Raw genomic sequence first — 26,956 nt, forward strand, 5'->3', positions numbered from 1 at the left:
ATCGACAAATAATGCAGTATCATGGGAGGGTTACATGGAGAGAAAGCCGCCATTGGCCGGGATCAGGATCACGGACATGTCGACGGTCGTGTTCGGCCCGTACTGCACCCAGTTGCTGGCCGACCTCGGCGCGGATGTCATCAAGGTCGAACCTGAGGAAGGCGACAGCGCCCGCAATATCGGCGCTTCGCGGGCCACCCCTTCCATGGGCCCCATTCATCTGCGGCTCAATCGCGGCAAGCGCTCGGTCACCTGGGATATGAAGACCGAAGAAGGGCGGCAGGCCATCCGCAGCCTGCTCGCAACAAGCGACGTCTTCATCCATAATATAAGGAAGGACGCGATCGACAGGCTGGGCCTCGGCTATGACGAGGTGCGGAAACTTCGGCCCGACATTGTCTATGTCCACTGCACGGGCTTTGGCCTTGACGGCCCCTACGCCGGACTGCAGGCCTATGACGACGTGATCCAGGCGGCATCGGGCGCGGCGTCATTGCTGCCCCGGGTTGATGGCGACCCCAGGCCACGCTATCTGCCGACGCTGTTCGCCGACAAGGTTTCAGGTCTTCACGCCGCCTACGCCACCCTCGCCGCGCTGATGATGCGCAATCGCGATGGCGCCGGACAATTCGTCGAGGTCCCGATGTTCGAGGCCATCACCAGCTTCAATCTGCTGGAGCACCTGTGCGACGCCACCTTCGTGCCGCCTGCCGGCCGCTGGGGCTATACGCGTCAGCTGGATCCGGCGCGCCAGCCGATGCGCACCGCCGACGGCTATATCTCCATCGCGCCGTATCTCGACGACCGCTGGGTTCGCTTCTTTCAGGCCGCCGGCCACCCGGAAGTTCTGGAAGAGGAGCGTTTTGCCGACAAGACGCTCCGGCGCATGAACATGACGCAGATGTACGAGGTCGCAGAGACCATTTTGCCCGAGAAGACTACTGCGGAATGGCTGGCGCTCCTGAAACAGGCGAATGTGCCGGCTTTCCGCTGCAACGAAATCGACGAAGTACTTGACGACAAGCATCTGAAGGCCGTTGGCCTGTTCCAGGAGCGCCAGCACCCGACCGAGGGAACCTACATCGAGGTGCGGCCGCCAATCCGCTTCTCTGCCTTCGACTACCCGAAGCCAGCCCCGGCGCCAGCGATCGGCCAACACACCCATGAGCTTGGCCAGGAGCTCAAGGCCGCGACCGACGGGCGCGGAGCAACCGACAGCACATCGACGGCCCGGAAATCCGGGTGAACCAGAGCCGCCAGCCAACGCGATGGCGTGCGTTGGCTGGTTGTCTCGCGGCGCCATCTGGAGCGTTTCGATGAAAACCGGTTCACGGAAAACGCTCCATCTCCTTCACAGGACGCATTTTCCTCACGAAAGGTGGGCTCTACTTTTCCCGGAAATGCTCCAGGCATGCGCGATCCCGGAAACACCGGATCCGGCGCCGTAGCGGCCGGATTGCCAATTGCGTCATGGCGCGGCAATCTCGCTCCGGCAGGACGTTCAGCGAGGATGCGCCGGGTGCTCCCGGTCCACCGGCGGTACATTGGAAAGCTTCGAAATCATGATCACGGACCGTGAAATTATCGACGCCGGCGCGATCGACGCCGACGCGCTGTTGGAACTCCGGTCAGGGCTTCCAAGCCGCCGGCTGTTTCTGTTTGGCGCCGCCGCCAGCATCGGCGCCCTGGGCGTCGGCGGCTGCGCCACGTCCGACAGCATGAGCCACGCCGAGGCGGCGAAAGTCTACGGGGCCGTGCCCCAGGAAAAATTCCCGATTCCGGCGGTCGACGTCAGCAAGGTCGATCCCAAGTATTATCGCCGGACAGTGCGCTATGAGACCAAAGAAGCGCCAGGCACCATCATCGTCGATCCGGGCAATTACTATGTGTATCGCGTGGAAGGCGACGGCTCCGCCACCCGCTACGGCGCCAATGTTGGTCGCGACGGCTTCCGCTGGAGCGGCAACGCCTATGTCGGCCGGAAGGCGGAATGGGCGACCTGGACGCCGCCAAAGGAAATGATCAAGCGTCAGCCCGAGGCGGCCAAATACGCCCGCGGCATGCCTGGCGGCCTCGAAAACCCCCTTGGCGCCCGCACGCTCTATCTCTACCAGAATGGCGCGTACACGCTTTACACGATCTATGCCAGCAGCGACCCTGAGTCGATCGGCTCGGGCGTCACGAGCGGCTGCGTCGGCCTGCTCAGCCAGGACATGATCGACCTCTATTCGCGCACGCCGGTCAAAACCAAGGTGGTCGTCCTGCCCGCATAAACAGCGCCGTGAGCAGGTCGGGCTTCCCCGTCGCGATGTGAGCCCCCCCTGTGATCTCGTGTGCAAACAACCTGCGGACGGCTTGATGTCCTGGATATCCCGCCAGACGTGTCTGGCGGCTTGCCAACGCTTTGAGGCCAGATAGCGGAGGCGCTGATGCATCCGCTATCTGCAAAGCTCAAACCAGCGGCATGCCCTTGCGGGAAGCGCCGCGGCCTTGCACGGCGCGCCTTGCGCCGCCTGGGCCTCACCAAATCTCCTTCGCCAAAACCCGATCAGCCTGGCTCTGCGGGTTTTGGCGTCAGAGCGGATCGCCGATGACCTCTCCCTGCAAATTCCAGTTCCTGCCATTGAAGTCCATCAGCTGAAACTGCTTGATGGGGAAATAATCCGTCGGGCTGGTGTTGACCCGGATACCAGGGAGCAGGAGCGACAATTCGACATTTTTCAGGTTTGCCGCCTCCTTCATGATCCGTTCGCGGGTGATGTCGCCATTGCACTGGCGCAGCACCTTCACCATCAGTTCCGCCACGGTGAAGCCGTGCTGCACATAGAGATCGGAAGTATTGCCGGCGGGGAAGTACTTTTTCATGAATGACAGATAGGCCTGCGTTCCAGGATCATTCGCCCAGCGACTGTCGCCCGTATCCTTCATGTAGCCGCCCGACATGATCCCGACCGCCCGTTCGGGACCGGCGGGATTGATCACGCCGTTGATCGAGGCGGAGCCGCTGCACAGGTAATAGAACTTTGGCTTCCATTGCATTTCATAGACGCGACGGATGGCCTGGGCTCCAAACTTGGGCGTGACGCCCAACAGCAGCGCATCGGTGTTGGCGGCGCGCAGGGCTGTGATCTGCGAATCGACCGTCGCCCCGGTCACTTCATAGGGCGCCGCCGTGATCCGGGCGGCGCCAGCCTCCCCGAGAACGTCGCGCACCCCCAGCAAATAGTCCCTGCCATAGTCATCGTTCTGGTAGAGAATGCCAAAGGTGGCGTCCGGCTTCTTCCCCAGCACATACTTCGCGAAGATCCTGGCTTCGGTCCGGCCATTCGGTCCAAACCCCATGGTCCACGGATGCTTCTGGTAATCGCCCCAGCGATGACCGACGACGCCAAGAAACAGGTGCGGCGTCTTCTGTTCGTTGACATACTTGACGATTGCCGAATTGGTGGCCGTGCCCAGATTGCCGAACAGGAACAACACACGGTCATTCTCGAGCATGCGCCGCGCGTGCTCAAGGGTCTTGGCCGGATTGAAGCCGTCGTCATTGATCATAAAGCGGATCTTGCGCCCGCCGACCCCACCCTGGTCGTTGATCATATTGAAATAGGCTTCCTCGGCGCGCGCCTGCACGCCGATCGATGACACCGGCCCACTGAGCGACGTGGTTGTGCCAATGACGATTTCCGCATCGCCGGCGGCCCGCGCCGTCCCGGCCAGACCCGTTCCCGTCAGAGCGACGGACGACAGGGCGGCGGCGCCGCCAAGAAGATCCCTGCGCGTGAGATTGCCCATATTTTCCTCCCCAGCCGGCGCATTCGCGTCGCCATTGCTGCCAGAACTGTTGTTGTTGGGAACGCCCCGTGGTTGCCCCGCGCGGGTTCGGCCCGTGATTGGCTGGCGCGTCAGTCAGCGGCGACCGGATCCGGATCGAGCCGCCAGTCGGTTCCGTCATGAACGCCGATGAACATGGCGTTGAAGGGCGAATAATCAGCAGGAACCGTGGCGTAGCTTATTCCTGGCAACAGTGTCGGCGTCACCATGCCTTTGAGATTGGTCGCATTGCGCAGCAGGTTCCTGCGCGTGAGATCATCCCCGCAACGTTCGAGGATCTTGTGCATCAACACGGCGACGCCATAAGCAAGAAACGCTGTTGAATTGTCCCGGGTGATGTTGGGCATGCGTTTGGCCCGCAAGGCTTCGAACGCCAGCACGCCAGGATCATTCTCCCAACGCTTGCTGCCGATTTGCTTGATGTACTGCGGAGAGACAATGCCGCGGATCGCATCCTTGCCGGCCACGCCCAGAATGACGGTGCTGTTTGAAGGGCTGATCAGCAATTGCAGCACTTTCCAGTTAAGCTCATGAGCTTTTTTAATCGCCTGGGAGGCAAATTTGCTGGCGGCGCAATTGTAGAACACAGTCGCGTCTGACTGGACCAGTTTCAGCATTTGCGAGTCGATGGTCGCATCCGTCAGATCATAATGCGCCTCCGCGACGATCGTTGCGCGATTTCCGATGCTGTCCCGGAACGCCTTGAGATAATCGCGGCCAAACTCGTCGTTCTGATACAGAACGGCAACTTTGGCGCCTGGCCTGTTCCGGACGACATAATTCGCCAGAATGCGGCCTTCGACGGAGAAAAGCGGCAATCCCGGCGTGGTCCACGGGAAATTACCGGGGTCGTTCCAACGCGGCGCGCCGGAGTTTATCAGAAGCTGGGGGACATTCCTGCCGTTCAGATATTTCTGCACGGCAGCCTGGTTTGCGGTGCCAAGCGAAGCAAAAAGCCCAAGAACGCCTTCCTGTTCGACCAGCCGGCGCGTCGCCTCGACCGTCTTTGGCGTGCTGTAGGCATCATCCAGAGAAATCAGCCTGACCTTGCGCCCGTTAACACCGCCATTCTCGTTCAGTTCATCAAAATAGGCCATCTGTGTCCGGCCATAGACTCCGTACACCGAGCCGGGGCCACTGTACGGAAACGTCTGGCCCAGCCGGATTTCACTGTCGCTGGCGCCCGTATCATATTTCTTCCCCGAGGCGCGCGCGGGCGCGTTGCTTGCGGTGAGAGCGGCGCACGCCGCCGCCATTCCTGCTCCCAGAAAATGTCGCCTGTCCATGCTTCCCCCAATGGGTTGGCTCTTGTCCTGAATGGGTGTTGCTGTCGTATCGCCCTGCCCGGCAGCGCATCTTCTCGGGCCGGACCGGCCGTCGCTTGATCAGGGGCAGGGATATCGTGGCGGACGGCTGGCGACCCACTGGCCCTTCCCACGTCCGATTTAAAAACCGTACAGCCGTTTTTTTAATTGTCAACCGCGTGCGTAAATAGACAATGGATCCATAAGCCTTGAAACTCTGGCGCATGTCTGGCACTTGATTCTGGATGATGGCGGCCAGCGCGTTCTGACAGGCTTGCGCCAACTGGAGTAACGATTTGGCACGCTCCCCAGCGATTCTCGCAGCCAGACCCGCCCGCCCTGTCGAAGGCAGGCAGGAACTGAAAGCGCGCGCCACGCGTGAAGCCCTTTGCCGCGCCACGATCGTATGCCTCGACCGTTATGGATACTCGGAGGCGTCGATCGGCAGGATCACCCAGGAGGCCGGGGTATCCCGCGGAGCGCTCACCCACCATTACAAGTCAAAGGAAGACCTGATTGTCGACACTGTCGACCAGATGCTGCACACACGCCTTGAACAACCGCTGCCGGGCGATCGCAAAGATGCCGAACTCCCATCAGAAGAGGTGATCCGCAACGATCTGCTCTGGGTCTGGAAGGGCCTCGACACCCGCAACGGCCGGGCACTTGTGGAAGTATTGCTGGCGTCCAGGACTGACAGCGCCCTTCAGGACCGGATCTCGGCAAAGCTGCAGACCTGGAATGGCGTGATATCGACGTTCATTCTCAAATCATACGAAGCAAAAAGCGGCCGCGACGAAGACGTCCTGATACTTTGGGACATATGCCGCGTTTTCTTCCGCGGCCTCCTGATCCAGAAATCTTTCGTCAGGGACCGTGAGGAACTGTTGCGTCTGGCTGAATCATTCGTGCAACTGGTCGCCAGCGGGTTCAGGCCACGCCAGAATCCGCCCCAATAAACAATAGCGTCGCCAGGGCGTCACGACCACGCCAAACCATGATTTTGGCGTGGTCACCGGGGCAAACCATCTGAACGGCGCTCATGCCGGGAAAGCTCTCGCCCCTCGACAAGGCCGCTTGCGGCCTTGTCAGCAAGGCATGGAGGCCAATGCATCCGGCCCTGGTGCCTTTGCTTCAGCCTTCAGACGCAAACATGGCCCGCGCCATGCCCGTCATGCCAGCGCCGCCATCCACCGTCAGCACCACGCCCGATACATAGCGCGCGGCGTTACTGGCGAGGAACATGGCCGTGTCGGCGATATCCGCGACCTCGCCAAGGCGGCGCAGCGCGATCACGCGCGACAGCTTCGCGGCGACTTTCTGCTCATCGCCATCCGGACCAAGCCGCGCCAGCCCCTCCGTGCCGGCAATGAAGCCGGGGGAAATCGAATTGACGCGAATGCCCTCCGGGCCCCATTCGAGAGCCAGGGTGCGGGTCACCTGGTCAACGCCCGCCTTCGCCGCGCAGGCGTGAACCTGGGTTTCCGTAGCGAGGCCGGCCTGGGGCGCGGAAATATTGATAACGCTGGCCCCCGGGCGCCGCAGATGCGGGTAAGCCGCCTTCATGACATGGAAGGTTCCGTTCAGGTCGATGTCGATGACCGTGCGGAAGCCATTCGGCGACAGATCGGCGGCAAGGGCCCGGAAATTGCCGGCGGCGCCGGAAACCAGGCAATCAACCGGGCCGGTTTCAGCGGCGAAGGCGGCAATGGCGGCGCTGACCGCAGCCGGATCGCGGACATCCGCCACGTAGCCCGACGCCGGGCGCCCTCCGGTGTCCGTGAGCAACTGGGCGGCCGCCGCCACCTTGTCCGGATTGCGGCTGAGCACGCCAACCTGGGCGCCCGCCAGGACAAACCCCATGGCGATGCCGAGATTGATGCCGGAGGTGCCGCCCGCCACGAAAACATTGGCGCCGGTGAAATCAAAACTGACATTCGACATGTGAACAGATCTCCCTGAAACAGACCCGGCGGCGCTCCAGCCACGACTTCAGTCATGGCCCACCGGGGGGCCGCCGCCCACCCCCTCGCCATCAGCCAGCCAGCATGTCCCGCGCCATCTTTCGCAACTGGAACTTCAGCACCTTGCCGGTGGGATTGCGTGGCAGGCTTTCCATCTCGACCAGATGCACCGGTTGCTTGAACCGGGCGAGGCGCCCGTCGCAGCGGGCCCGGATCGCGTCGATGGTCACTTCCTGGCCAGGGCGGGGCACAACCACGGCGCAGCCCACCTCACCCCAGCGATCGTCCGGCACGCCGATCACCGCCAGTTCCGCGATTTCCGGCATGCCATAGAGTACATTCTCGATTTCCGCCGGATAGACGTTCTCACCGCCGGAAATGTACATGTCTTTCAGGCGATCCTCGACATAGACGTAGCCGTCAGCATCCATCCGGCCGATATCCCCGGAGCGGAACCAGCCGTCGACAAACGCTTCATCATTGGCCTCCGGCCGGTTCCAGTAGCCGGACGTGACCGTGGCGCCGCGCAGCCAGATCTCCCCCAGTTCATCCGGATCGGCCTGGGAGCCGTCGCCACGGGTGATCTGGATGCGGCAATGACGCTGGGCCTGGCCAGCCGCGCCGATCATGCGCGGAATGTCGTGCGGCGCCAGCACGCAAACCGCGCCGCCACTTTCGGTCATGCCATACAACTCCTGGATCACCAGGCCGCGCTTGTGCCACCAGTGGACCAACTCCTCCGGGATGGTCTCGGCCCCGGCAACCGTGTAACGCAGCCGCGAGAAGTCGGTGGCGGCGTTTTTGGGGTGCTCTTTCAGCGCGTTGAAAATCGCCGGGACCCCAAGGAAATGGGTTACGCCCAACTCAGGGTCATTGAACACATCGAGCGCCTCGCCCGGATCGAAGGCCCGCATGATGATCGTGGTCCCGCCAAGGAACAGCGTCGTGACTGAAAACGCGTTGGTGCCGCCAATGTGGAACAGCGGCATCACCGACAGGCCGACCATGTCATGCGACGCGAGGAATCCCGGAGCCGTGTTCAGCACGAAGGCATTGGTCATCGCATAGTTGAACGTCACCCCCTTGGGCAGCCCCGTAGTGCCGGACGAATACATGATCATGCACAGATCGGCGGGCTTCAGGTCCACCATCTGACAGACCGGAGTGGCGGCGGCGAGCGCGGTTTCAAATTCGCTCGCCCCGCCCCTGCCGTCCATGCCGGTCCAGTGCGCAACCCCGGTCGTCGACCGCAGTTCAGCCACCGTCGCGGCGAAGGTTTCGTCAAAGAACATGACCTCCGGCGATGCGTCGTTGACAATGAATGTCAGTTCACTTGCGGTAAGCCGGAAGTTCAGCGGCAGGTAGATGGCGCCGACGCGCCAGCAGCCATACTGGATATCCAGCATATCGGTGGAGTTCATCGACAGCACGGCGACCCGGTCGCCTTTGCCAACGCCCCACGCCTGCAGCAGGCCGGCGACGCGGGCGACCCGCTCATGCATCTGCGAATAGGTGTGACGGCGTCCGCTATGCAGGTCCACCGTGGCGATCTTGTGCGGAAAGTAGCTGGCGTTGCTGGCGATCCAGTCGCTCACCTGGCAATCGTCGATGTCTTTCCAGGCGCGCGGCGTATCTGAACCGCCCGAACTATTGCGTTTATCCCCAAGTCCCATGGCTAATCTCCCCCATTTTCAATGGAAGAACCCGTTCCTCGCGAACGGAGCGCTCCCCGATATTTTTGATGCACAGGCATTTCCGGAAAGACGCCGTTTCCGTCTCCGGACGCGCCGTCGACGGTCTGCTTCCGGCGCCCGCATTCCTCCATGCCGTCGGGTGGAGCGAATGCGGGTCATAACAGGCTACTGGCAATGTATTGGCTGACTGACGGCGTTTATGAATTCGACATTTGCCCGCCGCGTCGTCGCGGGTGGATGCGCATGTCAAACGCGCTCCACCAAATCATTCCCGGCAAATCCCGGCTCACCGGATATGCTTTTTTCGACTTTCCCCGTTTTCATGGAAAATGCACTAGAGGCCCATCTGCCGGGCAGCGAGATCCCGCATGATTTCTTCCGAGCCGCCGCCAATGGCGACGACCTTGGCTTCACGGTAGGCGCGTTCGATGACATTGCCACGCAGGAAGCCGGCCCCGCCGAGGATCTGCACGGCTTCCGACACCACATATTGCAACGCCGTGGTCGAGAAGAATTTGGCCTTGGTGATTTCCGCCACCGGCATATCGCCTTCGTTGACGTTCCAGGCGATCTGGTTGAGCAGCGCGTCGACAGCGTCGACGCGGGCGGACATCTCCGCAATCTTGTGGCGAATGACCTGATGTTCGATCAGCGCCTTGCCAAAAGTCCGGCGCTGTCTGGCCCATGCAATGGCCTCATCCAGACACATCTTCATCATGCCCTGGGCCTGGGCGATCAGCGCCACCCGCTCCAGATTGAAGTTGCGCATGATCGAGATGAAGCCGCGGTTCTCCTCACCCAGAAGATGCCCCGCCGGCACGCGACACTGATCGAAGAACAGCGTGGCCTGATCGGAGCACCACCAACCCATCTTGCGTTCAAGCGGCGTCATGGTGAACCCCGGCGCATCGCGTTCGACCAGGAACAGCGAGATGCCGTTGAGGCCGCCCTCGCCGGTGCGCGCGGCGACAACGAAATAGTCGCTGAACAGCGAGCCGGTAATGAACGTCTTGGAGCCGTTCAGCACATAGCTGTCGCCGTCGCGGCGGGCGACCGTCCGCATGCTGGCGACGTCAGAGCCGCCGGACGGCTCGGTGATGGCGAGGCTCGACCCCTTGCGACCGGCGACCACGTCGGGAAGGACGCGGCGCTTGATCTCCTCCGATCCCAGGGCGTGGATCGGGCCGATCGAGATCAGCCGCGCGCCAATGTCGGCGACCACGCCGCCGGCGCCACAGCGGGAGAGTTCCTCGCCATAGGCGATGCGCATGAAACAGTCGTCGAAGCCCAGGCCGCCATATTCGGCGTCGATTCCCAGGCCAAAACAGCCGAGGGCGCCAAGCTTCTCATGGATTTCCCAGGGAAACGCGCCCGCTTCGTCCCACGCATCGGCGAAGGGCCGGATTTCCACGTCAACCAGGCGGCGCACTGCATCACGAAACGCGCGGCGCTCTTCAGTCTCAAACGGATTCCTCACGTGTGCTCCTCCCGGGCAGGCCGCACATTCATCTGCGAACCGGGCCGCCCCTTTTCGGCAGGCGCCACGCACGGCGCCCCTTTTTATTCAGGATAGGAACAAAGCAGGCCGCCCCGCAACAAAAAAACGTACGTTCTTTTTTATTGACATCACCGACGCCGGCGCCCACTCTGCTGTCAGGATCATGCGGTTCAGGCCTGATCGGGCGCCCTCAGCACCGGCTCGCATGCATGTTCACAACGAAGCAACGCCGCCTGTCATGGCGGGACGACGCAGAACGACAGAAGCAACTTCATGTCCGCGTGGCCGGCCCCTGTGGCGCAGAGCCATAAAATCCGCGGAGGAGGAAACATGACGCGCAAACTCATGAAGCTCACCATCGATGGTCCGCTCGCCGTCCTTGCGTTCGACCATCAGGAGGTGCTGAACGCGCTGTCGCCGGCGCTGCTCGGGGATCTGAACGCCGCGCTGGACGCCATCGAAGACCCGTCCAGCGGCGTGCGCTGCCTGGTGCTCACCGGCGAAGGCCGCGCCTTCTGCGCCGGCGCCAATCTCCAAGAAGACATGACCAGGAGCGATGGCGGCAAGTTCGACGCGGGTGAACAACTTGAATCCCTGTATCACCCCATCCTGCGGCGGCTGCGCAATCTGTCCTTCCCCATCGTCTCGGCTGTCAATGGCCCCGCCGCCGGCGCCGGCATGAGCTTCGCCCTGATGGGCGACCTGATCATCGCCGCCCGCTCCGCCTATTTCATGCAGGCGTTCCGCCGCATCGGCCTTGTGCCGGACTGCGGCTCCTCGTGGCTGCTGCCGCGCCTGATCGGCCGCGCGCGCTCCCTGGAGCTGTCGCTGCTTGGCGAGCGTCTGCCGGTTACGAAGGCGCTGGAATGGGGGCTGATCAACCGCGTCGTCGATGAGGGCGAGGCGCTGAACGAAGCCGTGAAGCTGGCGACTGAACTGGCGAACGGCCCCACCGTCGCCCTCGGTCTGATCCGCAAGATGTACATCGGATCGACCGACAACAGCTTCGAGGAACAGCTGGATCTGGAGCGCCAGTCCCAGCGGACCGCGGGCCACGCCAGCGATTTCCCCGAAGGCGTCCAGGCGTTCCTGGAAAAACGTCCGGCCAAATTCAGGGGGCGTTGAGATTCTGGCTCCAGACGCAAACGCACCCATCCCATGCATGCCCCAGAGCAGGAGAGCCTGGCTCCGTCGCGACAACCTGCGGCGGACCGGGCGACCAGAACAGGAACAGGTTTCATGAGCAGTCAGCAACGACAGTCCATCCGGGTGGGCGGCGCCAGCGGCTTCTGGGGCGAGTCGGACATGGCGGTTCCACAACTGCTGGCGGCGGGCCACGTCGACTACCTGGTTTTTGACTATCTCGCCGAAATCACCATGTCGATCATGGCGCGGGCGCGCGCCGCCGATCCAGGCCAGGGCTACGCCACGGATTTCGTCACCGCGGCGCTGAAGCCGCATCTCCGGCAGATCGCCGCATCCGGGGTGAAGGTCATTTCCAACGCCGGCGGCGTCAATCCGCAGGCTTGCGGCGCGGCGGTGCGCGAACTGGTCAGGGCGTCAGGTCTCAATCTGAGCGTCGCCGTCATCACCGGCGATGATCTGACGGGCCGGCTGGCGGATTTTGCTGGTTACACGGCGATGGATACTGGCGCGGCTTTTCCTGAAGCCGCGAAGGTGGCCAGCGCCAACGCCTATCTTGGCGCCTTTCCGATTGCCAAAGCGCTGGCGCGCGGCGCCGACATCGTCATCACCGGGCGATGCGTCGACAGCGCCGTCACCCTGGGCGCCTGCATCCACGCCTTCGGCTGGACGCGCGACGATCATGACCGGCTGGCTGGCGGCAGCCTCGCCGGACACATCATTGAATGCGGCCCCCAGTCGACCGGCGGCAATTTCACCGACTGGGACAGCATCCCCGACGTCGAGACAATCGGCTATCCGATCGCTGAAATCCGCGCCGACGGCAGTTTCGACCTGACCAAGCCGGAAGGCGCGGGCGGCGCCGTCACCACCGCCACCGTCGGCGAGCAGATGCTGTACGAGATCGGCGATCCCCAGGCCTACATGCTGCCTGACGTGGTCTGCGACTTCTCGGCCGTCACGCTGACCCAGACAGGTCCGGCGCGCGTCACCGTGGCGGGCGCGCGCGGCCTGCCCGCGCCGGACGCCTACAAGGTGTCGCTCACGTGGAGCGACGGCTGGCGCGCCGGGGCCCTGTGGTTCTTCGTCGGCGAGGACGCCGCCGCCAAGGCGCGCGCTTTCGGCGTCGCCGGAGTTGGCCGTGCGCGCAGCAAGCTGCGGGCGATGAACGCGCCGGATTTCGACGAAACGCTGATTGAAGTGCTCGGCGACGAAAGCCACTACGGCGACTTTGCGCGCCAGCAGGGCGCGCGCGAGGTCGTGCTCAAGGTGGCGGCGAAGCACCAGGACGCCCGCGCCGCCGGGCTGCTGCTGAAGGAAATCACCGGCCTCGCCCTTTCGGCCCCGCCCGGCCTGACCCTGTTTTCCGGCGGGCGGCCCAAGCCGTCGCCGGTGGTCCGGCTGTTCTCCTTCCTCGTGGAGAAGCGGAAGCTCCCCATCGATCTGGACCTGGATGGAACGCACATCGCGTTGGGAGCGGAAACCGGCCAAGCTTTCGATCGCGCCGCGTTGAACCGCCCGGCGGCGCCAGCGGCCCAGGCCTCCGGCGAGCGCCTGGTCGATGTCCCGCTGATCCGCCTCGCTCAGGCCCGCTCCGGCGACAAGGGCGACAACGCCAATATCGGCGTGCTGCCGCGCCGGCCTGAATACGCCGCGTGGATCTGGCGGGCGCTGACCGAGCAGGTGGTGGCCGAACGTTTCGCCCATTTCCTCAAGGGGCCGGTGGAGCGCTACCATCTGCCTGGCACCGGCTCGATCAACTTCCTGCTGCATCAGGCGTTGGGCGGCGGCGGCGTCGCCAGCCTGCGTAACGATCCGCAGGGCAAAACCTATGCGCAGGTGCTGTTGCAAACTCCTGTCGCCATTCCCGCATCCCTCGTCGAGGCTCTCTGACATGCCGGTTTTCAAGTCCCTCATCGCCACGGGTTCGGACAGTTTCCAGAAAAACCGCGCCGCGATGCTGGCGCTGGTCGAAGAACTGCGCGCCCTCGAGGATCGCGCCGTGGCGCTGTCCAGCAAGCGCAACGCCACCTTCGCCCAGCGCAACCAGGTGCCGCCGCATGAGCGGATCGCCCGCCTGCTCGATCCGGGCATGCCGTTCCTGCAACTGCATTCGCTCGCCAACTATCTGGTGGACGATCCGGATCCGGCCACCAGCGTGCCCGGCGCCAGCATGATCTGCGGCGTCGGTTTCGTGCGCGGCGTGCGCTGCATGATCTGGGCCGACGACAGTGGCATCCGCGCCGGCGCCTACACCACGTCGAGCCTGCCGGTAATCCTGTCGATCCAGGAAATCGCCCGTCGCCAGAAGCTGCCGTTGATCCATCTGGTGGAATGCGCCGGCGCCAATCTCATGGGCTATATCGTCGAGGGATGGGCCAGGGGCGGGGCCATGTTCAGGAATCTGGCGCACCTCTCGGCCGACGGCGTGCCGACCATGGTGGTGCTGCACGGGCCATCCACGGCCGGCGGCGCCTACATGCCCGGCATGTCGGATTACGTGATCGGCGTGAAGGAAAATGGCCTCGCGGCGCTGGCCGGAGCGGCGCTCGTGAAAGCGGCGACCGGCGAGGAAGCCAACGATCGCGATCTCGGCGGCAGCGAGATGCACGCCAGCGTCTCCGGTCTGGTTGAGTATCTCGCCAACGACGACGCCCATGGCCTCGCGATCGCCCGTGACCTCGTCGGACGGCTGGACTGGAACGCCCGCGGCGAAGCGCCCGCCCGCCGTCCGTATGCGCCGCCGCTTTACGATATTGACGAACTGGCCGGCGTCATCCCCGCCGATCACAAGACGCCCTATGACGTGCGCGAGTTGCTGACGCGTCTTGTCGACGGCTCGGACTTCGAGGAATTCAAGCCGCGTTTCGGCGTCTCCACGGTCTGCGTCCAGGCCTCGATCATGGGTCACGCCTGCGCCCTGATTGGCAACAACGGCCCGATCGATCCGAACGGGGCCGCCAAGGCGGCGCAGTTCTTCCAGCTTTGCGACCAGGCCGACCTGCCGATCATCTTCCTGAACAACACCACCGGCTACATGGTCGGCACGGAGTATGAGCAGGCGGGCATGATCAAGCACGGCTCGAAGATGATCCAGGCGGTCTCCAACGTGCGCGTGCCGAAGATCACGCTGTACATCGGCGCCAGCTTCGGCGCCGGCAACTACGGCATGTGCGGCTACGCCTACGACCCGGACTTCCTTTTCGCTTGGCCGAACGCCTCGACCGGGGTGATGGGCGGCGAGCAGGCGGCCCGGACCATGACGCAGGTCGCCGAAGTCGCGGCGGCGCGGGCCAGGACCCAGCCGGACCGGGAAAAGCTGCGGGCGCAGGAAGAGAGCATCATCGCCCACTTCTCGCGCCAGGAGAGCGCCTTCTACACCTCAGGCCGGGTGCTCGACCATGGCGTGATTGATCCGCGCGACACCCGCCGCGTTCTCGCCTTCGCCCTGGAAACCTGCCGCGAAAGCCGCTTGCGCCGGCTGCAGCCGAACAGCTTCGGCGTGGCCCGGATGTGAGGAGGTGACCATGACAACGCTTTCATCCCTGGCGCTTCCCGCCATGACGGCCATCGACCCGGAGCTGGACAACGGCTGGTTGACGCTCTGGTTCAATCGCCCGGACAACCGCAACGCCCTGTCGGACGAGCTGACCGGCGATCTGCGACGGGCGCTTGAGGCGGTGCGCGACAACCGGGCGGTGCGTGGGATCACCCTACGTGGACGTGGCGGCGTGTTCTGCGCTGGCGGCGATCTGAAATCGTTCCGGAGCATGACCTCCGGCGCGGCCAGCCGCGACGGGGTGGTGCAGATGAGCCGGGACGGCGGCGGTCTGATGACGCTGGTCAACAGCATGCCGCAGGTTACGGTGGCGGTGATCGAGGGCGCCGCCATGGCTGGCGGCTTCGGCCTCGCCTGCTGCTGCGACGTGGTGATCTGCGCGGCGGACGCCCGTTTCGCCATGACCGAGACGATGATTGGCCTGTCGCCGGCGCAGATCTCGCCGTTCGTGCTGCAAAAACTCGGTTACGCCACTGGCCGGCGGCTGATGCTGACGGCGGGCCGGTTCACCGGAGCGGACGCGCAGGCGCTCGGCTTCGCCGACTTCGTCGGGACAGACAGCGCGAGCCTTGCGGCGATCGAAGCCGGAATCCGGGCGGACGTGCTGAAGTGCGCCCCAGGCGCCATCGCCGACACCAAGGCGCTGATCCTCGCCCTGCCGGGTCTCAGTGGGCCGGAACGGACCGAGGCCGCCGCCCACAACTTTACCGATCGCATGTTCAGCGCCGAGGGACGGGAGGGTGTCGCCTCCTTCGTCGAAAAGCGCAAGCCGGTGTGGGCGCAGGGCGCCGCCGTGAAAGAAACGATGCAAGATGGCTGATTTCGATACCCTTCTTGTCGCCAATCGCGGCGAAATCGCATGCCGCGTCATGCGCACCGCCCGGGCCATGGGCCTGCGGACTGTCGCCGTGTATTCCGACGCCGACGCCGGCGCGCCGCACGTCAAGATGGCCGACGTCGCCGTGCACATCGGTCCGTCGCCCGTGGGCAAGTCCTATCTCCGCCCCGAGCGGATCCTGGCCGCGGCGAGAGCCGCCGGGGCCCAGGCCATCCACCCCGGCTATGGCTTCCTCTCCGAGAACGCCAGCTTCGCCAACGCCGTGGAAGCGGCGGGCCTTGTGTTCGTCGGTCCGCCTGTGCACGCCATCACCGTGATGGGCGACAAGGCCCGGGCCAAGCGGGCGATGATCGAAGCCGGCGTGCCCTGCGTGCCAGGCTACCAGGGCGAGGACCAGAGCGATGAAACGCTGCTGCGCGAGGCTGGAGCCGTCGGCTTTCCGCTGATGGTCAAGGCCGCGGCCGGCGGCCGGGGGGCGCGGCATGCGGCTGGTGCGCGCGGCGGATGGCCTGGCCGACGCGATCCGGCTCGCCCGCTCCGAGGCGGAGAACGCCTTCGGCTCCGGCGAACTGATCCTCGAACGGGCGATCCTGCAACCACGCCATGTGGAAGTGCAGGTGTTCGCCGACGCGCACGGAACCGTGCTGCACTTTGGCGAGCGCGACTGCTCCGTGCAGCGTCGCCACCAGAAAGTCATCGAGGAAGCCCCCTGCCCGGTCATGACTCCCGAGCTGCGCGCCGCGATGGGCAAGGCCGCGGTGGAAGCGGCGCGAGCCGTCGACTACCGGGGCGCCGGCACGGTGGAGTTCCTGCTCGGCCAGGACGGCGCATTCTACTTTCTTGAAATGAACACCCGCCTTCAGGTCGAACATCCGGTCACCGAGGAGATCACCGGGCTGGATCTGGTCGAATTGCAGATCCGCGTCGCCCGCGGCGAGCCGCTCGGCCTGACCCAGGACAAGGTCACGCTCACCGGCCACGCCATCGAGGTGCGTCTGTATGCGGAAGATCCGGACGCCGGCTTCCTGCCCAGCACTGGCCCGGCCCTGCTGTGGAGCCCACCATCCGGCCCCGGCGTCCGCGTCGACGCCGGCCTGGAAACCGGGGGCGAGGTCTCGCCGTTCTACGACCCGATGGTCGCCAAGATCATTACCCATGGCGCGAACCGCGAGGACGCGCGCAAGCACCTGGTGCGGGCGCTGCAGGATACGGCGCTGTTTGGCCCGAAAACCAACCGTGACTTCCTGATTGACGCCCTGCAGCGCGACGTCTTCATCCGGGGCGAAGCGACCACGGCGTTCATCGAGGAAACCTGGGGCGAAGCGGGCTTCAGCGCGCCCCAACCGGAGCTGGCCGCACTGTGCGCGGCAGCAGTCATCCAGCACCGGCTGGGCCGGAGCGCCTCCCTGGGCGAGGCGCTCGGCGTTGCCCCCGAGCTCCTTGACTGGTCAAACGCCCGCCACTTCAACTCCTTCGTTCAGTACGCCAGGGGCGAGGACCTGTTGGGGCTGGCGGTGCATCCGGATGGCCATGACGCCTATACGGTGCGCGGCGGCGAGGCGCCGGTCAAAGTGCGGGTGCGCGACATGAACGACCGGCGCGCCCGCCTTGAGGTCGATGGCCAGGCGCTCGACGTGACGTTCGCCGACGCTGGCGGCGGCGCGTTGCACATGGCCGCGGCAACCGGCGGTTACCTGATCTGTGACCTGGCCCGCGTCGTCGCCTCGGCGGCCGATGAGGCTGGCGGCGGCATGGTGCGCGCGCCGATGCACGGGCGGCTGCTGGAAATCTGCGTGGCGGAAGGCGTCCGGGTCGCCAGGGGCGACCGGCTGGCGGTGCTCGAAGCCATGAAGATGCAGCACCAGATCAGCGCCGGGGTCGACGGCGTGGTCAGCGCCATTTTCGGCAAAGCCGGAGGCCAGATCGCCGCGGAAGATCTGATCCTTGAAATCACGCCAGACGAGGAAGCCACAGCATGATGAACACCCCGATCTGCGAGATGTTTGGCATCGAGTTCCCGCTTCTCGCCTTCACCCATTGCCGCGACGTGGTTGTGGCGGTGTCGAAAGCTGGCGGCATGGGCGTGTTCGGCGCGGCCGGTCTCACGCCGTCGCAACTTGAAGAAGAGCTGGCCTGGATCGACGCGCACGTCGACGGCAAACCCTACGGCGTCGACCTGATCGTGCCCAACAAGGTCGAGGGCAAAGGCGAAACCATCTCGCCTGAAGACATGCTCGGCCGGTTGCCCGAACAGCACAAGACGTTCGCCCACAACCTGCTCGCCGCCTATGACGTGGACGAAAGCGGCCTTGACGAACTGCGCGTCCGGCAGCTGACCTTCAGCGACAACCTGCGCGGCGCGGGCACCAACGCCATGCTTGACGTCGCCTTTCGTCATCCCATCAGGCTGATCGCCAATGCTCTGGGCGTGCCGCCCCGCGCCATGCTTGAACAGGGACGCGCCCATGGCGTCGCCGTGGCTGCGCTGGTTGGCGCCAAAGAGCACGCCCTGGCGCAGGTGGCGGCCGGCGTTGATCTGCTGATCGTCGCCGGCGGCGAAGCCGGCGGCCATTGCGGCGATGTCGCCACCATGGTGCTGGTGCCGGAGGTCTGCCGGGCGCTTGAAGCTGCCGGCGTCAACACCCCGGTGCTGGCCGCTGGCGGCATCGCCACCGGCGCGCAGATGGCCGCCGCCATGGCCATGGGCGCCGCCGGGGCCTGGTGCGGCTCCGTCTGGCTCACCACCTCCGAGGCCGAGACCAATCCGGTCGTGAAGGAGAAAATGCTGGCCGCGTCATCGCGCGACACCGTTCGCTCCCGCTCGCGCACCGGCAAGCCGTCGCGGCAGTTGCGTTCGCCATGGACCGACGCCTGGGAGGCCGAAAGCGCGCCAAAGCCGCTGCCGATGCCGCTCCAGTCATTCATCAGCGAGCCGGCGTTGCGCAAGGTCGACAAGCTTTCCCAGAGCGATCACACGGGCGCGAAAGCGCTCGCCACCTATTGGGTAGGCCAGGCGGTCGGCCTCATGAACCAGAGCATGTCAGCGGGCCAGGTCGTACAGGATTTCAAGGAAGACTTCCTGCGCGCCCACGAGCGCCTCAACCGCGCGCTTGGCGCATGAACCTGAAAGGCGAAGCATCATGATGCAACAGGCGCAGGATTTTCTGGACGAGAGTGAAGCCGTGTTCGCGCTGGTTTCCCCCCTGTCCGACGCCGGACTGGAAACGCCAACCCTTTTCAAGCAATGGACGATCTCCGACATCATCGGCCATCTGCATATGTGGAACTGGGCGGCGGACCTGTCCCTGAAGGACGGCCCTGCCTTCCGGCGCTTCTGGGACGAAGTGACGGCGCACATGAGCGCCGGCAAGACCCTCACCGCCTTCGAAAGAGCATGGCTTGGCGATCTGAAGGGCAAGGCGCTGGTCGCCGCCTGGCGCGAATTCTACCTGCCGATGGCGTCGCGTTTTGGCGCGTCAGACCCGGCGGCGCGGGTGGTGTGGGCCGGCCCGGACATGAGCGTGCGCTCATCGATCACCGCCCGGCTGATGGAAACCTGGGCCCACGCCCAGGCGATCTATGACATCCTGGCCCGGGATCGCCACGATGGCGCACGCCTGCGCAATATCGTGGTGCTGGGCGTCAACACCTACGGCTGGACCTTCGCCAACCGCAAGCAGCAGGCGCCGCAGCCAATGCCGCATGTGCGCCTCACCGGACCATCGGGCGAAACGTGGGCCTACGGCGAGGAGAGCGTCGGAGAGCGGATCGAAGGCTCGGCCACCGCCTTCTGTCAGGTTGTCGCCCAGACGCGCAACATCGCCGACGTGGACCTGACGGTGATCGGCCCGAACGCCCGGTTATGGATGGACAACGCCCAGTGCTTCGCCGGCCCGCCGGAGACGCCGCCCGCGCCAGGCGTCCGTCACAAATCCACGGCGCCGTTCGTCGCCTGACAGCCAGTCGAACGCAACCGAGGTTGCGCCTGCGTTTGGCGGCGGCACGACATCTGGGAGGACAGCATGCGACAGTCAGGTTTCTCCCGGCGGCGCGCCGTCATCGCGGCGGCGCTGCTGACCAGCGCCATCGCGGCGCCAGCCGCCTGGGCCAGCGACCAGAAGGCTTATGACCCCGGAGCCAGCGACAGCGAAATCCGCATTGGTCACTCCACCGCCTACAGTGGCCCGGTGTCCATGCTGGGATCGACAGGGCGGACACTGAAGGCTTTTTTCGACAGGGTGAACGCCAGCGGGGGCATCAACGGCCGGGAGGTGACCATCATCTCCCTCGACGACGGCTACAGCCCACCCAAGGCGCTGGAACAGGCGCGTCGTCTGGTGGAGAGCGAGGGCGTGTTGATGGTCTTCGGCGTGACAGGAACGCCGCCCAATGTCGCGATCCATAAATACCTGAATGGCAAAAAAGTGCCGCAGGTTGGCGTTGCTTCGGGATCACCGCGCTTCAACGATCCGGAACACTACCCATGGACCATGCCATTCTATCCATCATCGCGCATCGAGCAGGAAACCTACGCACGATATATCGCAAAAGCTGACAAGAACGCGAAAATCGGCGTTCTTTACGCCAATGACGACTACGGCAAGGAAAGCCTGGAGGCCCTGCGCCACGCCCTGGGGGCCCACGGAAAAGCCGTACATCGCGCTGTCAGCTACGAAACCACCGACGCGCTCGTGGACACCCAGATTCTCAATCTGAAGGACTCCGGCGCGACTGTTCTGGTAACGATCGCGTCGCCGAAGTTCGCCGCCCTCGCCATGCGCAAGGTGCAGGAAACGGGCTGGAAGCCGCTGCAGATCATGACATCCGCCGGCAACGCCGCAGTTCCGCTTCTGCGCGCCGCCGGCAGCAACGCGGCGAACGGGGTGATCACCGCAAGTTACGTCAAGGCGCCGGACGATCCTGCCCTGGCGACGGACCCGGACGTCATTGCCTATCGCGATTTCATGCAGAAATGGAACCCGCAGGACAACGCCAACGATCTCTATCCGGTAACCGCATACCTCAACGCCGCCTTGCTGAAATACATTCTCGAACGCGCCGGCGACAATCTGACCCGCGCCAACATCATGAAAATTGTCGGCGACATCCAGAGCACGCGGTTTCCGATGCACCAGACGTCGATTGTCGTCAAAACCTCGCCTGACAATTTCGACGCCTACAAAACGCTGGCATTGCAGAAATTCAACGGAAACAGCTGGGAAAGCACCCAGTAAAACCATGCCTTCAGGGAGAGGACATCATGTCGACCGACACCGGCGTCTATCCACGGGAGCAATGCGTGCTACGCTATCTGCTTGAAGCGCGCGCCGCAGCCACCCCGGACAAAACCTATGTCGCGCTCCAGGACGGCTCAACCCTGAGCTATGGCGACTTCCATGCGCGGGTGCGCGCCGCCGCCAGCGGCCTCGCGCGTCTCGGCGTGGCCCAGGGCGACCATGTCGTCGTCTGGCTGCCAACTGGCCTGGAGGGGCTCACAACCTGGTTCGCCATCAACTATCTCGGCGCGGTTTATGTGCCGTTGAACATCGCCTACCGGGGCGGCATTCTTGAACACGCGCTCAACCTCTCGGACGCGAAACTTGCCGTGATCCATGGCGATCTGGCGTCGCGCCTGACAGAGATCCCGCTGGCGAGCCTGCGTGATGTGGTCGTACTGCACGACAGGGGCGTCCAGATCGCCGGGCTCGCCACACACCCGTTCAGCCTGCTGGAGCATGGCGAAGGGCGCTTGCCAGAACTCGCCGCGCCAATCGAGCCGTGGGACACCCACGCCATCATCTTCACGTCCGGCACAACCGGCCCGTCGAAAGGCGTGCTGCAATCCTACATGCACCTGTACAACTATACGATGGGTTACACGCTGGCGACAGCCGCAGACCGCTTTCTCGTCAGCCTGCCCCTCTTCCATGTCGGCGGCACCAGCCCGCGCATGGTGATGCTGACGCGGGGCGGCTCCATCGCGCTGATGGAGGCGTTCTCAACCGACAGCTTCTGGGAAGTGGTGCATCGCACCCAAAGCACGACGACCATCCTGCTGGGCGTCATGGCCAGCTTCCTGAACAAACTTCCGGCTCCTCCCGATGGCATTGGCAAATGCCTGAAATGGGTCTCGGTCGTGCCGCTGGATGAGGAAGCCATCGCCTTCGGCAAGCGCTTCAACATCACCATCAAGACCGGCTTCAATATGACGGAAGCGCCCTCGCCGCTGGTGTCGGAGCCGAACCCAACGGCGATCGGGTCCGCAGGCCGGCCGCGCGCCGGCATCGAATGCCGCATCGTTGACGCCCATGACTGCGAGGTTGCTGTCGGGGACATCGGCGAACTGATCGTGAGCAGCGATCGGCCCTGGGCGCTGAACCATGGCTATTACAAAAACCCGCAAGCCACGGTTGAGGCCTGGCGCAACGGCTGGTTTCATACCGGCGACGGCTTCCGCCGCGATGAGCAGGGCAATTATTACTTCGTCGACCGCATCAAGGACGCCATCCGCCGGCGCGGCGAGAACATCTCGTCATTCGAGGTGGAGGCGGAAGTGCTCAAGCACCCGATGATCCGGGAAGCGGCGGCGGTCGCGGTGAAGAGCGATGTCGCCGAAGATGAGGTGATGGTGGCGGTGTCGCTGGCGCCGGGAGCGGAATTCGATCCGGCGGAGCTGATCCACTTCCTGCAGCCGCGCATGGCGCATTTCATGATCCCGCGTTACGTCCGGGTGCTTCCTGATCTGCCAAAAACGCCAACCTCGAAAGTTCAAAAACACCTGCTGCGCAGCGCCGGCGTCACGCCTGACGCCTGGGACAGGGAGGCGGCGGGCATCCGCATTCGCCGCGAAAGGTTGGGCGACGGATAATGGCCAGTCTCCGACAGTGGCGTCCCGCCATACAAAGCGATGAAACCGATGTCGAAAGCAGAAAAGTCACCAGCAACCCATCGCTTATATTGACGAAATTTATGAACTTGATGTTTTTCACAACAAACAACGGGAATAGTGTTATTAACAAACTGAGTTTTGCATTTATTTAAACAACCAAGTTGTAGCGGGTATTTCCTGCCAAGCGAACACTGGCTTGCAGGACAAGAGGCAAACGACATCACAATCAGAAACGACGCAATGGGTGGAAACATGGCCGATACGCAAACAACGACCCGCAAGCTGGGAACGGCGCTGTCGCTGCGGGTGGACGGCCCGGTGCACTGGCTGACGCTGGATCGCCCGGCCTCCCTCAACGCCATCGACCAGGGCATGATCGATGGCCTCGACGCCTATTTCACCGAAAGGCTGCATGACAGCCAGACGCGGGTGATCATCATGCGGGGCGCCGGCGGGCACTTCTGCTCCGGCGCCGACATCAACACATTGTCCGACGTCTTTAGCGGGACGATTGACGGCGACTGGGTGCTGCGCGACGTCATCCGCAACATGCGGGCCTGTCCGCAACCCATCATCGCCTTGCTCGATGGCGCAGTGGCCGGCGGCGGCATGTCGTTCGCACTGGCGGCGGATGTGCGGCTCGCCGCAACCACCATGAAAATGAACGCCGCCTTTATCTCCGTCGGCCTGTCCGGCGCGGAGTTGGGCGTGAGCTGGCATCTGCCCCGCGCCGTCGGTTCTTCCATCGCCAATGAACTGATGATGACAGGCCGCCCCATCGGCGCCGAGCGGGCGTTGGCGACGGGACTGGTCTCGGAAGTGTGGACGCCAGAAGAACTGGAGGCAGCAGGCGAGCGCATGGCGCGCGACATGCTGCGGGCCAACCCGGAAGGGCTTCGGCTGACCAAACGCACCGTCGACGCAGCGCGCTCCGCGGGCAGCCTGGAGGCGGCCATGGAGCTTGAGGAGCGGGCCCAACTCCGCTGTCTTGCCTCAGCAGAATTTCGTGCGGCGACCGAGGCGTTTCTCAGGCGCAAGAAAAAGTAGGCCGCAGCAGGTCATTGGCTACCGCATCCTCTGCGCCCCGGGACCAGAGCACGTCTGGGGCGAGAAGACCTGTCGCAGGCGCGTCATGTATAAAGAACGTCCGTCTTTTTATTTGACAACGACCTTTCAGGACGCCAGCCTCGCTCCCGGTTCTGGGTAACGCCGGCCGCGAGCCCGCAGCATCTCACCGCCGCGCGAAGAAATCCGCTCCGGCATGTCATGCAATTTCAACGAAGAGAGGGGTGTGTGCTGACGACGCCAATCCAGCCAACCCTCGCCGGTCTGTCACGGGAGAGCGCAAGAACCCGCAAGCTGACGGACTGGCCGATGGGCATGGACCTGATGTTCCTGCCCGTCGTCAACAAGCCTGATTATCCAGATCATCAGCGAGCAATCATCGACGGCGTCAGGCCGGTGGAAACTGCTGGCAACAATCCCGGCCAGTGGATCGACATGCAAAGGGCCGCGAGATGCATGGGGGGCGCCTCGCCCCTGCGTCGGGGCGGCCCTATCGCCCGACGGGTGGCGCGAACCCGGTTCAACGAACAGTCTGTGTTTCAATCCTGCAGTGAGCTATCCGATGACAATCCCTCCCAACACACCCATCATCATTGGCGTTGGCCAGTTCACCGAGCGGCTTGGCGGGCCGGATTTTGAGGGATTGCCCGCCTATGAAATTGCCGGACGCGCCGCGCGGCTCGCCCTGGAGAATACGCAGGCGTCTGATGGCATCCGGCCACTGGTGGACGTGATCGCCACAACCCGGACATTTGAGGATTCAACCCCACGCCGCGCCCAACCGTTTGGGAAATCCGATAATTTCCCGCATTCCGTGGCAAAGCGGGTTGGCGTGCACCCCCGAACCGCGATCTGGGAACGGGCAGGCGGCGACTCTCCCCAGCACCTTGTCAATGAATTCGCGAAACGCCTTGCCTCTGGCGAATTCCAGGTGGCGTTAATCGCTGGCGCAGAAAACATATCAACCGCGCGCTGGCTGCAGAGCCAGAAACAGCAGGCCGACTGGTCAGAAAGCGTGCCCGGCGACGTCGAGAACCGTGGCATGGGAATGCGCGGCCTGGTGTTTCGCTACAACACGCGGCACGGCCTGATCGGCTCGCCGCCGCCATATGGTCTGTGCGAGAACGCCCGCCGCAGCCGGCGGGGCGAGACCCGCGAACACTATCTCAAAACGATGGGAGAACTGTTCGCCCCCTTCACTGCGGTGGCCGCCGCCAATCCTTACGCATCGTCCGACGTCACGCCGATGACGCCGGAAGAACTCACCACTGTCGGCGAGCGCAATCGCATGATCGCCGACCCCTTCCCCCAACGGCTGATGGCGCGGGATCAGGTTAACCAGGGTGCAGCGCTTGTGCTCACCACGGTTAAATGCGCGCGGGAACTCGGCGTTCCTGAGGATCGTTGGGTATTCCTGCGTGGCTATGCAGACGTGACCGAGCGGGAGCTGATGCAGCGGCAAGATCTGGGCCAGTATCCAGCAGCCGTCATGGCGTGCCAGGCGGCCATGCGACAGGCTGGCCTGACCACGGACGAACTGTCGTATCTCGACATCTACAGCTGCTACCCGGTCGCCGTATCAAGCGTGGCGATCGACGGGCTTGGCGTGCGGGCGGATGATCCGCGCGGTTTCACCGTGACTGGCGGCCTCCCGTACTTTGGCGGTCCGGGCAACAATTATTCCATGCACGCGATTTGCAGCATGGCGGAGCGTTTGCGCAGCGACCCGGGCGCATATGGCCTGGTGGGAGCCAACGGCGGCTTCCTTTCCAAGTTCTCCGTGGGCGTTTACTCCACGGCTGCTGCGCCTTTCGAAGCGTTCGACAGCCAATCCTTGCAGAAGGAAATCGATTCATGGCCGGCGCCGCGGATCGCGGACGCGCCAGATGGGTGGGCGACCATAGAGACCTATACCGTGACCTACCTCAAGGGCGTTCCGGACTATGCCGTGGTAGTCGGCCGCACGCCGAATGGCGAGCGTTTTCTGGCGAATACCGAACCGGGTGACCTGGAGACCGTGGCCGCTGTCCTTGAGCAGGACCCTCTTGGTCGCGATATCTTCGTGCGCGTTACCGACCGGGGCAACCGGTTTACCTTTACCGAAGCGCGCATGGACGCGTTGCTGCCTTTGCGCGCGCCCGGCTTTCGCGACAACTACGAATACATCCTGATTGAACGTCGCGGACATATCCTGATCGTCACGATCAACCGGCCTGAGGTTCGCAACAGCCTGCATCCCATGGCCAACGACGAGCTCGCGGAAATCTGGGATGCTTATGAGGCTGATCCCGATCTCTGGGTCGCGGTCTTCACGGGGTCTGGAACCGAGGCGTTTTCTTCCGGCAATGATCTCAAGTACACGGCCAGCGGAAAACCATCATGGATGCCTCGCACCGGTTTTGGCGGCCTGACCAACCGGGTCCGCGTCAAACCGGTTATTGCAGCGGTGAATGGCTTCGCCATGGGCGGCGGCACGGAAATGGCGTTGGCGTCGGACATCGTGGTCGCGGACCAGAAGGCCTCATTCGCCCTTAGCGAAGTACGCGTCGGCCTGATCGCCGCGGCTGGCGGCCTCGAACGGCTTCCCCGCCAGATTCCCAGGAAGATTGCGGTGGAGCACATCCTCACCGGCCGTCCGATCCGGGCGGAACAGGCCTTGCAACTGGGTCTCGTCAATCGCCTGACGTCAGACGGCAAGGCGCTGGACGGCGCCCTTGAACTGGCGGAGGAAATCCTCGCCGTTTCGCCAACCTCTGTACGGCTTTCCATGAAAGTGATGAATGCGGCAACACCGGGCCTTGCCGCAACAGCTGCTATTCTGGACGAGTTAATAACAAGCGAGGATTATCTTGAAGGTCCAAAGGCCTTCGCGGAAAAGCGAAAGCCCCATTGGAAAAACCGTTAGGCGCATTCACCGGTAACATGGAGAGGCCTGCTACCCTGAAGCATGTTGCCCCGGGCCTTGGCTGGCGCTGATTGGCGCGGGGCACGCCTCCGGGACGTGCCCCTGACCTTTGGCCCGGGGTCTGCTTTGACTATCGGGCTATTTGGCGGTTGTGGCGCCTGCCCCAAAGGCAAAAACCCGTCGCTTTGAGCGACGGGTTTTCTGATTTGGTTGCGGGGGCTGGATTTGAACCAGCGACCTTCAGGTTATGAGCCTGACGAGCTACC

18 protein-coding genes and 1 pseudogene are annotated in these 26,956 nt (G+C 63.9%); 14 read left to right on the forward strand and 5 right to left on the reverse strand.

What is annotated here, in order from left to right; genetic code table 11:
* The first annotated feature begins 34 nt into the window (after positions 1 to 34).
* Positions 35 to 1,246: a CaiB/BaiF CoA transferase family protein gene (locus IE243_RS10575; protein WP_191319344.1), complete on the forward strand. Its 1,212-nt coding sequence runs from the start codon at positions 35 to 37 to the stop codon at positions 1,244 to 1,246.
* A 316-nt stretch (positions 1,247 to 1,562) separates the two neighbouring features.
* Positions 1,563 to 2,273 (forward strand): L,D-transpeptidase, encoded by a 711-nt coding sequence (locus IE243_RS10580; RefSeq protein WP_191319346.1) that lies wholly within the window; start codon positions 1,563 to 1,565, stop codon positions 2,271 to 2,273.
* Between the two features lie 301 nt (positions 2,274 to 2,574).
* On the opposite strand, the gene IE243_RS10585 is transcribed toward IE243_RS10580, so the two are convergent.
* Together IE243_RS10585 and IE243_RS10590 are read right to left on the reverse strand one after the other, a co-directional pair.
* The gene (locus tag IE243_RS10585; RefSeq protein WP_191319347.1) at positions 2,575 to 3,792 is read right to left on the reverse strand and encodes an ABC transporter substrate-binding protein; all 1,218 of its coding nucleotides are present in this window, start codon (positions 3,790 to 3,792) and stop codon (positions 2,575 to 2,577) included.
* A gap of 110 nt (positions 3,793 to 3,902) precedes the next feature.
* Positions 3,903 to 5,087 carry an ABC transporter substrate-binding protein gene (locus IE243_RS10590; protein WP_191319348.1) on the reverse strand — a complete coding sequence of 395 codons (1,185 nt, stop codon included), beginning with the start codon at positions 5,085 to 5,087 and terminating at the stop codon, positions 3,903 to 3,905.
* A 344-nt stretch (positions 5,088 to 5,431) separates the two neighbouring features.
* Here IE243_RS10590 and IE243_RS10595 point away from each other — a divergent pair, with 344 nt between their 5' ends.
* The gene (locus IE243_RS10595) at positions 5,432 to 6,094 is read left to right on the forward strand and encodes a TetR/AcrR family transcriptional regulator (protein WP_191319350.1); all 663 of its coding nucleotides are present in this window, start codon (positions 5,432 to 5,434) and stop codon (positions 6,092 to 6,094) included.
* Positions 6,095 to 6,269: 175 nt separating this feature from the next.
* Here IE243_RS10595 and IE243_RS10600 read toward each other — a convergent pair whose 3' ends face one another.
* The 3 genes from IE243_RS10600 to IE243_RS10610 form a co-directional block, all read right to left on the reverse strand.
* A complete protein-coding gene (locus IE243_RS10600; RefSeq protein WP_191319351.1) occupies positions 6,270 to 7,079 on the reverse strand; it encodes an SDR family oxidoreductase in 810 nt (269 codons plus the stop codon).
* A gap of 91 nt (positions 7,080 to 7,170) precedes the next feature.
* The gene (locus IE243_RS10605; protein ID WP_191319353.1) at positions 7,171 to 8,772 is read right to left on the reverse strand and encodes an acyl-CoA synthetase; all 1,602 of its coding nucleotides are present in this window, start codon (positions 8,770 to 8,772) and stop codon (positions 7,171 to 7,173) included.
* A gap of 355 nt (positions 8,773 to 9,127) precedes the next feature.
* Complete coding sequence (locus IE243_RS10610) at positions 9,128 to 10,270, reverse strand: acyl-CoA dehydrogenase family protein (protein ID WP_191319355.1); 1,143 nt, start codon at positions 10,268 to 10,270, stop codon at positions 9,128 to 9,130.
* Positions 10,271 to 10,621: 351 nt separating this feature from the next.
* Between IE243_RS10610 and IE243_RS10615 the strand changes: the two genes are divergently transcribed.
* The 11 genes and pseudogenes from IE243_RS10615 to IE243_RS10665 all read left to right on the forward strand — a co-directional run bounded on the left by IE243_RS10615 (position 10,622) and on the right by IE243_RS10665 (position 26,690).
* Positions 10,622 to 11,416, forward strand: a complete 795-nt coding sequence (locus IE243_RS10615; protein ID WP_191319357.1) for an enoyl-CoA hydratase/isomerase — start codon at positions 10,622 to 10,624, stop codon at positions 11,414 to 11,416.
* 114 nt (positions 11,417 to 11,530) lie between these two features.
* A complete protein-coding gene (locus IE243_RS10620; RefSeq protein ID WP_191319358.1) occupies positions 11,531 to 13,327 on the forward strand; it encodes an acyclic terpene utilization AtuA family protein in 1,797 nt (598 codons plus the stop codon).
* 1 nt (position 13,328) lies between these two features.
* Positions 13,329 to 14,951: an acyl-CoA carboxylase subunit beta gene (locus IE243_RS10625; RefSeq protein WP_191319360.1), complete on the forward strand. Its 1,623-nt coding sequence runs from the start codon at positions 13,329 to 13,331 to the stop codon at positions 14,949 to 14,951.
* Positions 14,952 to 14,961: 10 nt separating this feature from the next.
* A complete protein-coding gene (locus IE243_RS10630; protein ID WP_210319836.1) occupies positions 14,962 to 15,813 on the forward strand; it encodes an enoyl-CoA hydratase/isomerase family protein in 852 nt (283 codons plus the stop codon).
* A pseudogene (locus tag IE243_RS23775) lies at positions 15,806 to 17,810 on the forward strand (acetyl/propionyl/methylcrotonyl-CoA carboxylase subunit alpha). Before IE243_RS10630 ends, IE243_RS23775 begins: the two are co-directional and overlap by 8 nt.
* On the forward strand, positions 17,807 to 18,952 hold the full coding sequence (locus tag IE243_RS10640) for a nitronate monooxygenase (RefSeq protein WP_244643059.1): 1,146 nt from the start codon (positions 17,807 to 17,809) through the stop codon (positions 18,950 to 18,952). The pseudogene IE243_RS23775 and the gene IE243_RS10640 overlap by 4 nt, the downstream one beginning before the upstream one ends.
* A 19-nt stretch (positions 18,953 to 18,971) precedes the next feature.
* The gene (locus IE243_RS10645) at positions 18,972 to 19,787 is read left to right on the forward strand and encodes a TIGR03084 family metal-binding protein (protein ID WP_210319837.1); all 816 of its coding nucleotides are present in this window, start codon (positions 18,972 to 18,974) and stop codon (positions 19,785 to 19,787) included.
* Positions 19,788 to 19,853: 66 nt separating this feature from the next.
* Positions 19,854 to 21,065, forward strand: coding sequence for an ABC transporter substrate-binding protein (locus IE243_RS10650; protein WP_191319361.1), 1,212 nt, complete (start codon positions 19,854 to 19,856; stop codon positions 21,063 to 21,065).
* 26 nt (positions 21,066 to 21,091) lie between these two features.
* Positions 21,092 to 22,699: an AMP-binding protein gene (locus tag IE243_RS10655; RefSeq protein ID WP_191319362.1), complete on the forward strand. Its 1,608-nt coding sequence runs from the start codon at positions 21,092 to 21,094 to the stop codon at positions 22,697 to 22,699.
* A 273-nt stretch (positions 22,700 to 22,972) separates the two neighbouring features.
* Complete coding sequence (locus tag IE243_RS10660) at positions 22,973 to 23,767, forward strand: enoyl-CoA hydratase/isomerase family protein (protein WP_191319364.1); 795 nt, start codon at positions 22,973 to 22,975, stop codon at positions 23,765 to 23,767.
* 580 nt (positions 23,768 to 24,347) lie between these two features.
* On the forward strand, positions 24,348 to 26,690 hold the full coding sequence (locus IE243_RS10665; RefSeq protein WP_191319366.1) for an enoyl-CoA hydratase-related protein: 2,343 nt from the start codon (positions 24,348 to 24,350) through the stop codon (positions 26,688 to 26,690).
* Positions 26,691 to 26,956 lie beyond the last annotated feature (266 nt).

It is taken from the genome of Camelimonas fluminis, assembly GCF_014656355.1.
Taxonomy (GTDB): Bacteria; Pseudomonadota; Alphaproteobacteria; order Rhizobiales; family Beijerinckiaceae; genus Camelimonas; species Camelimonas fluminis.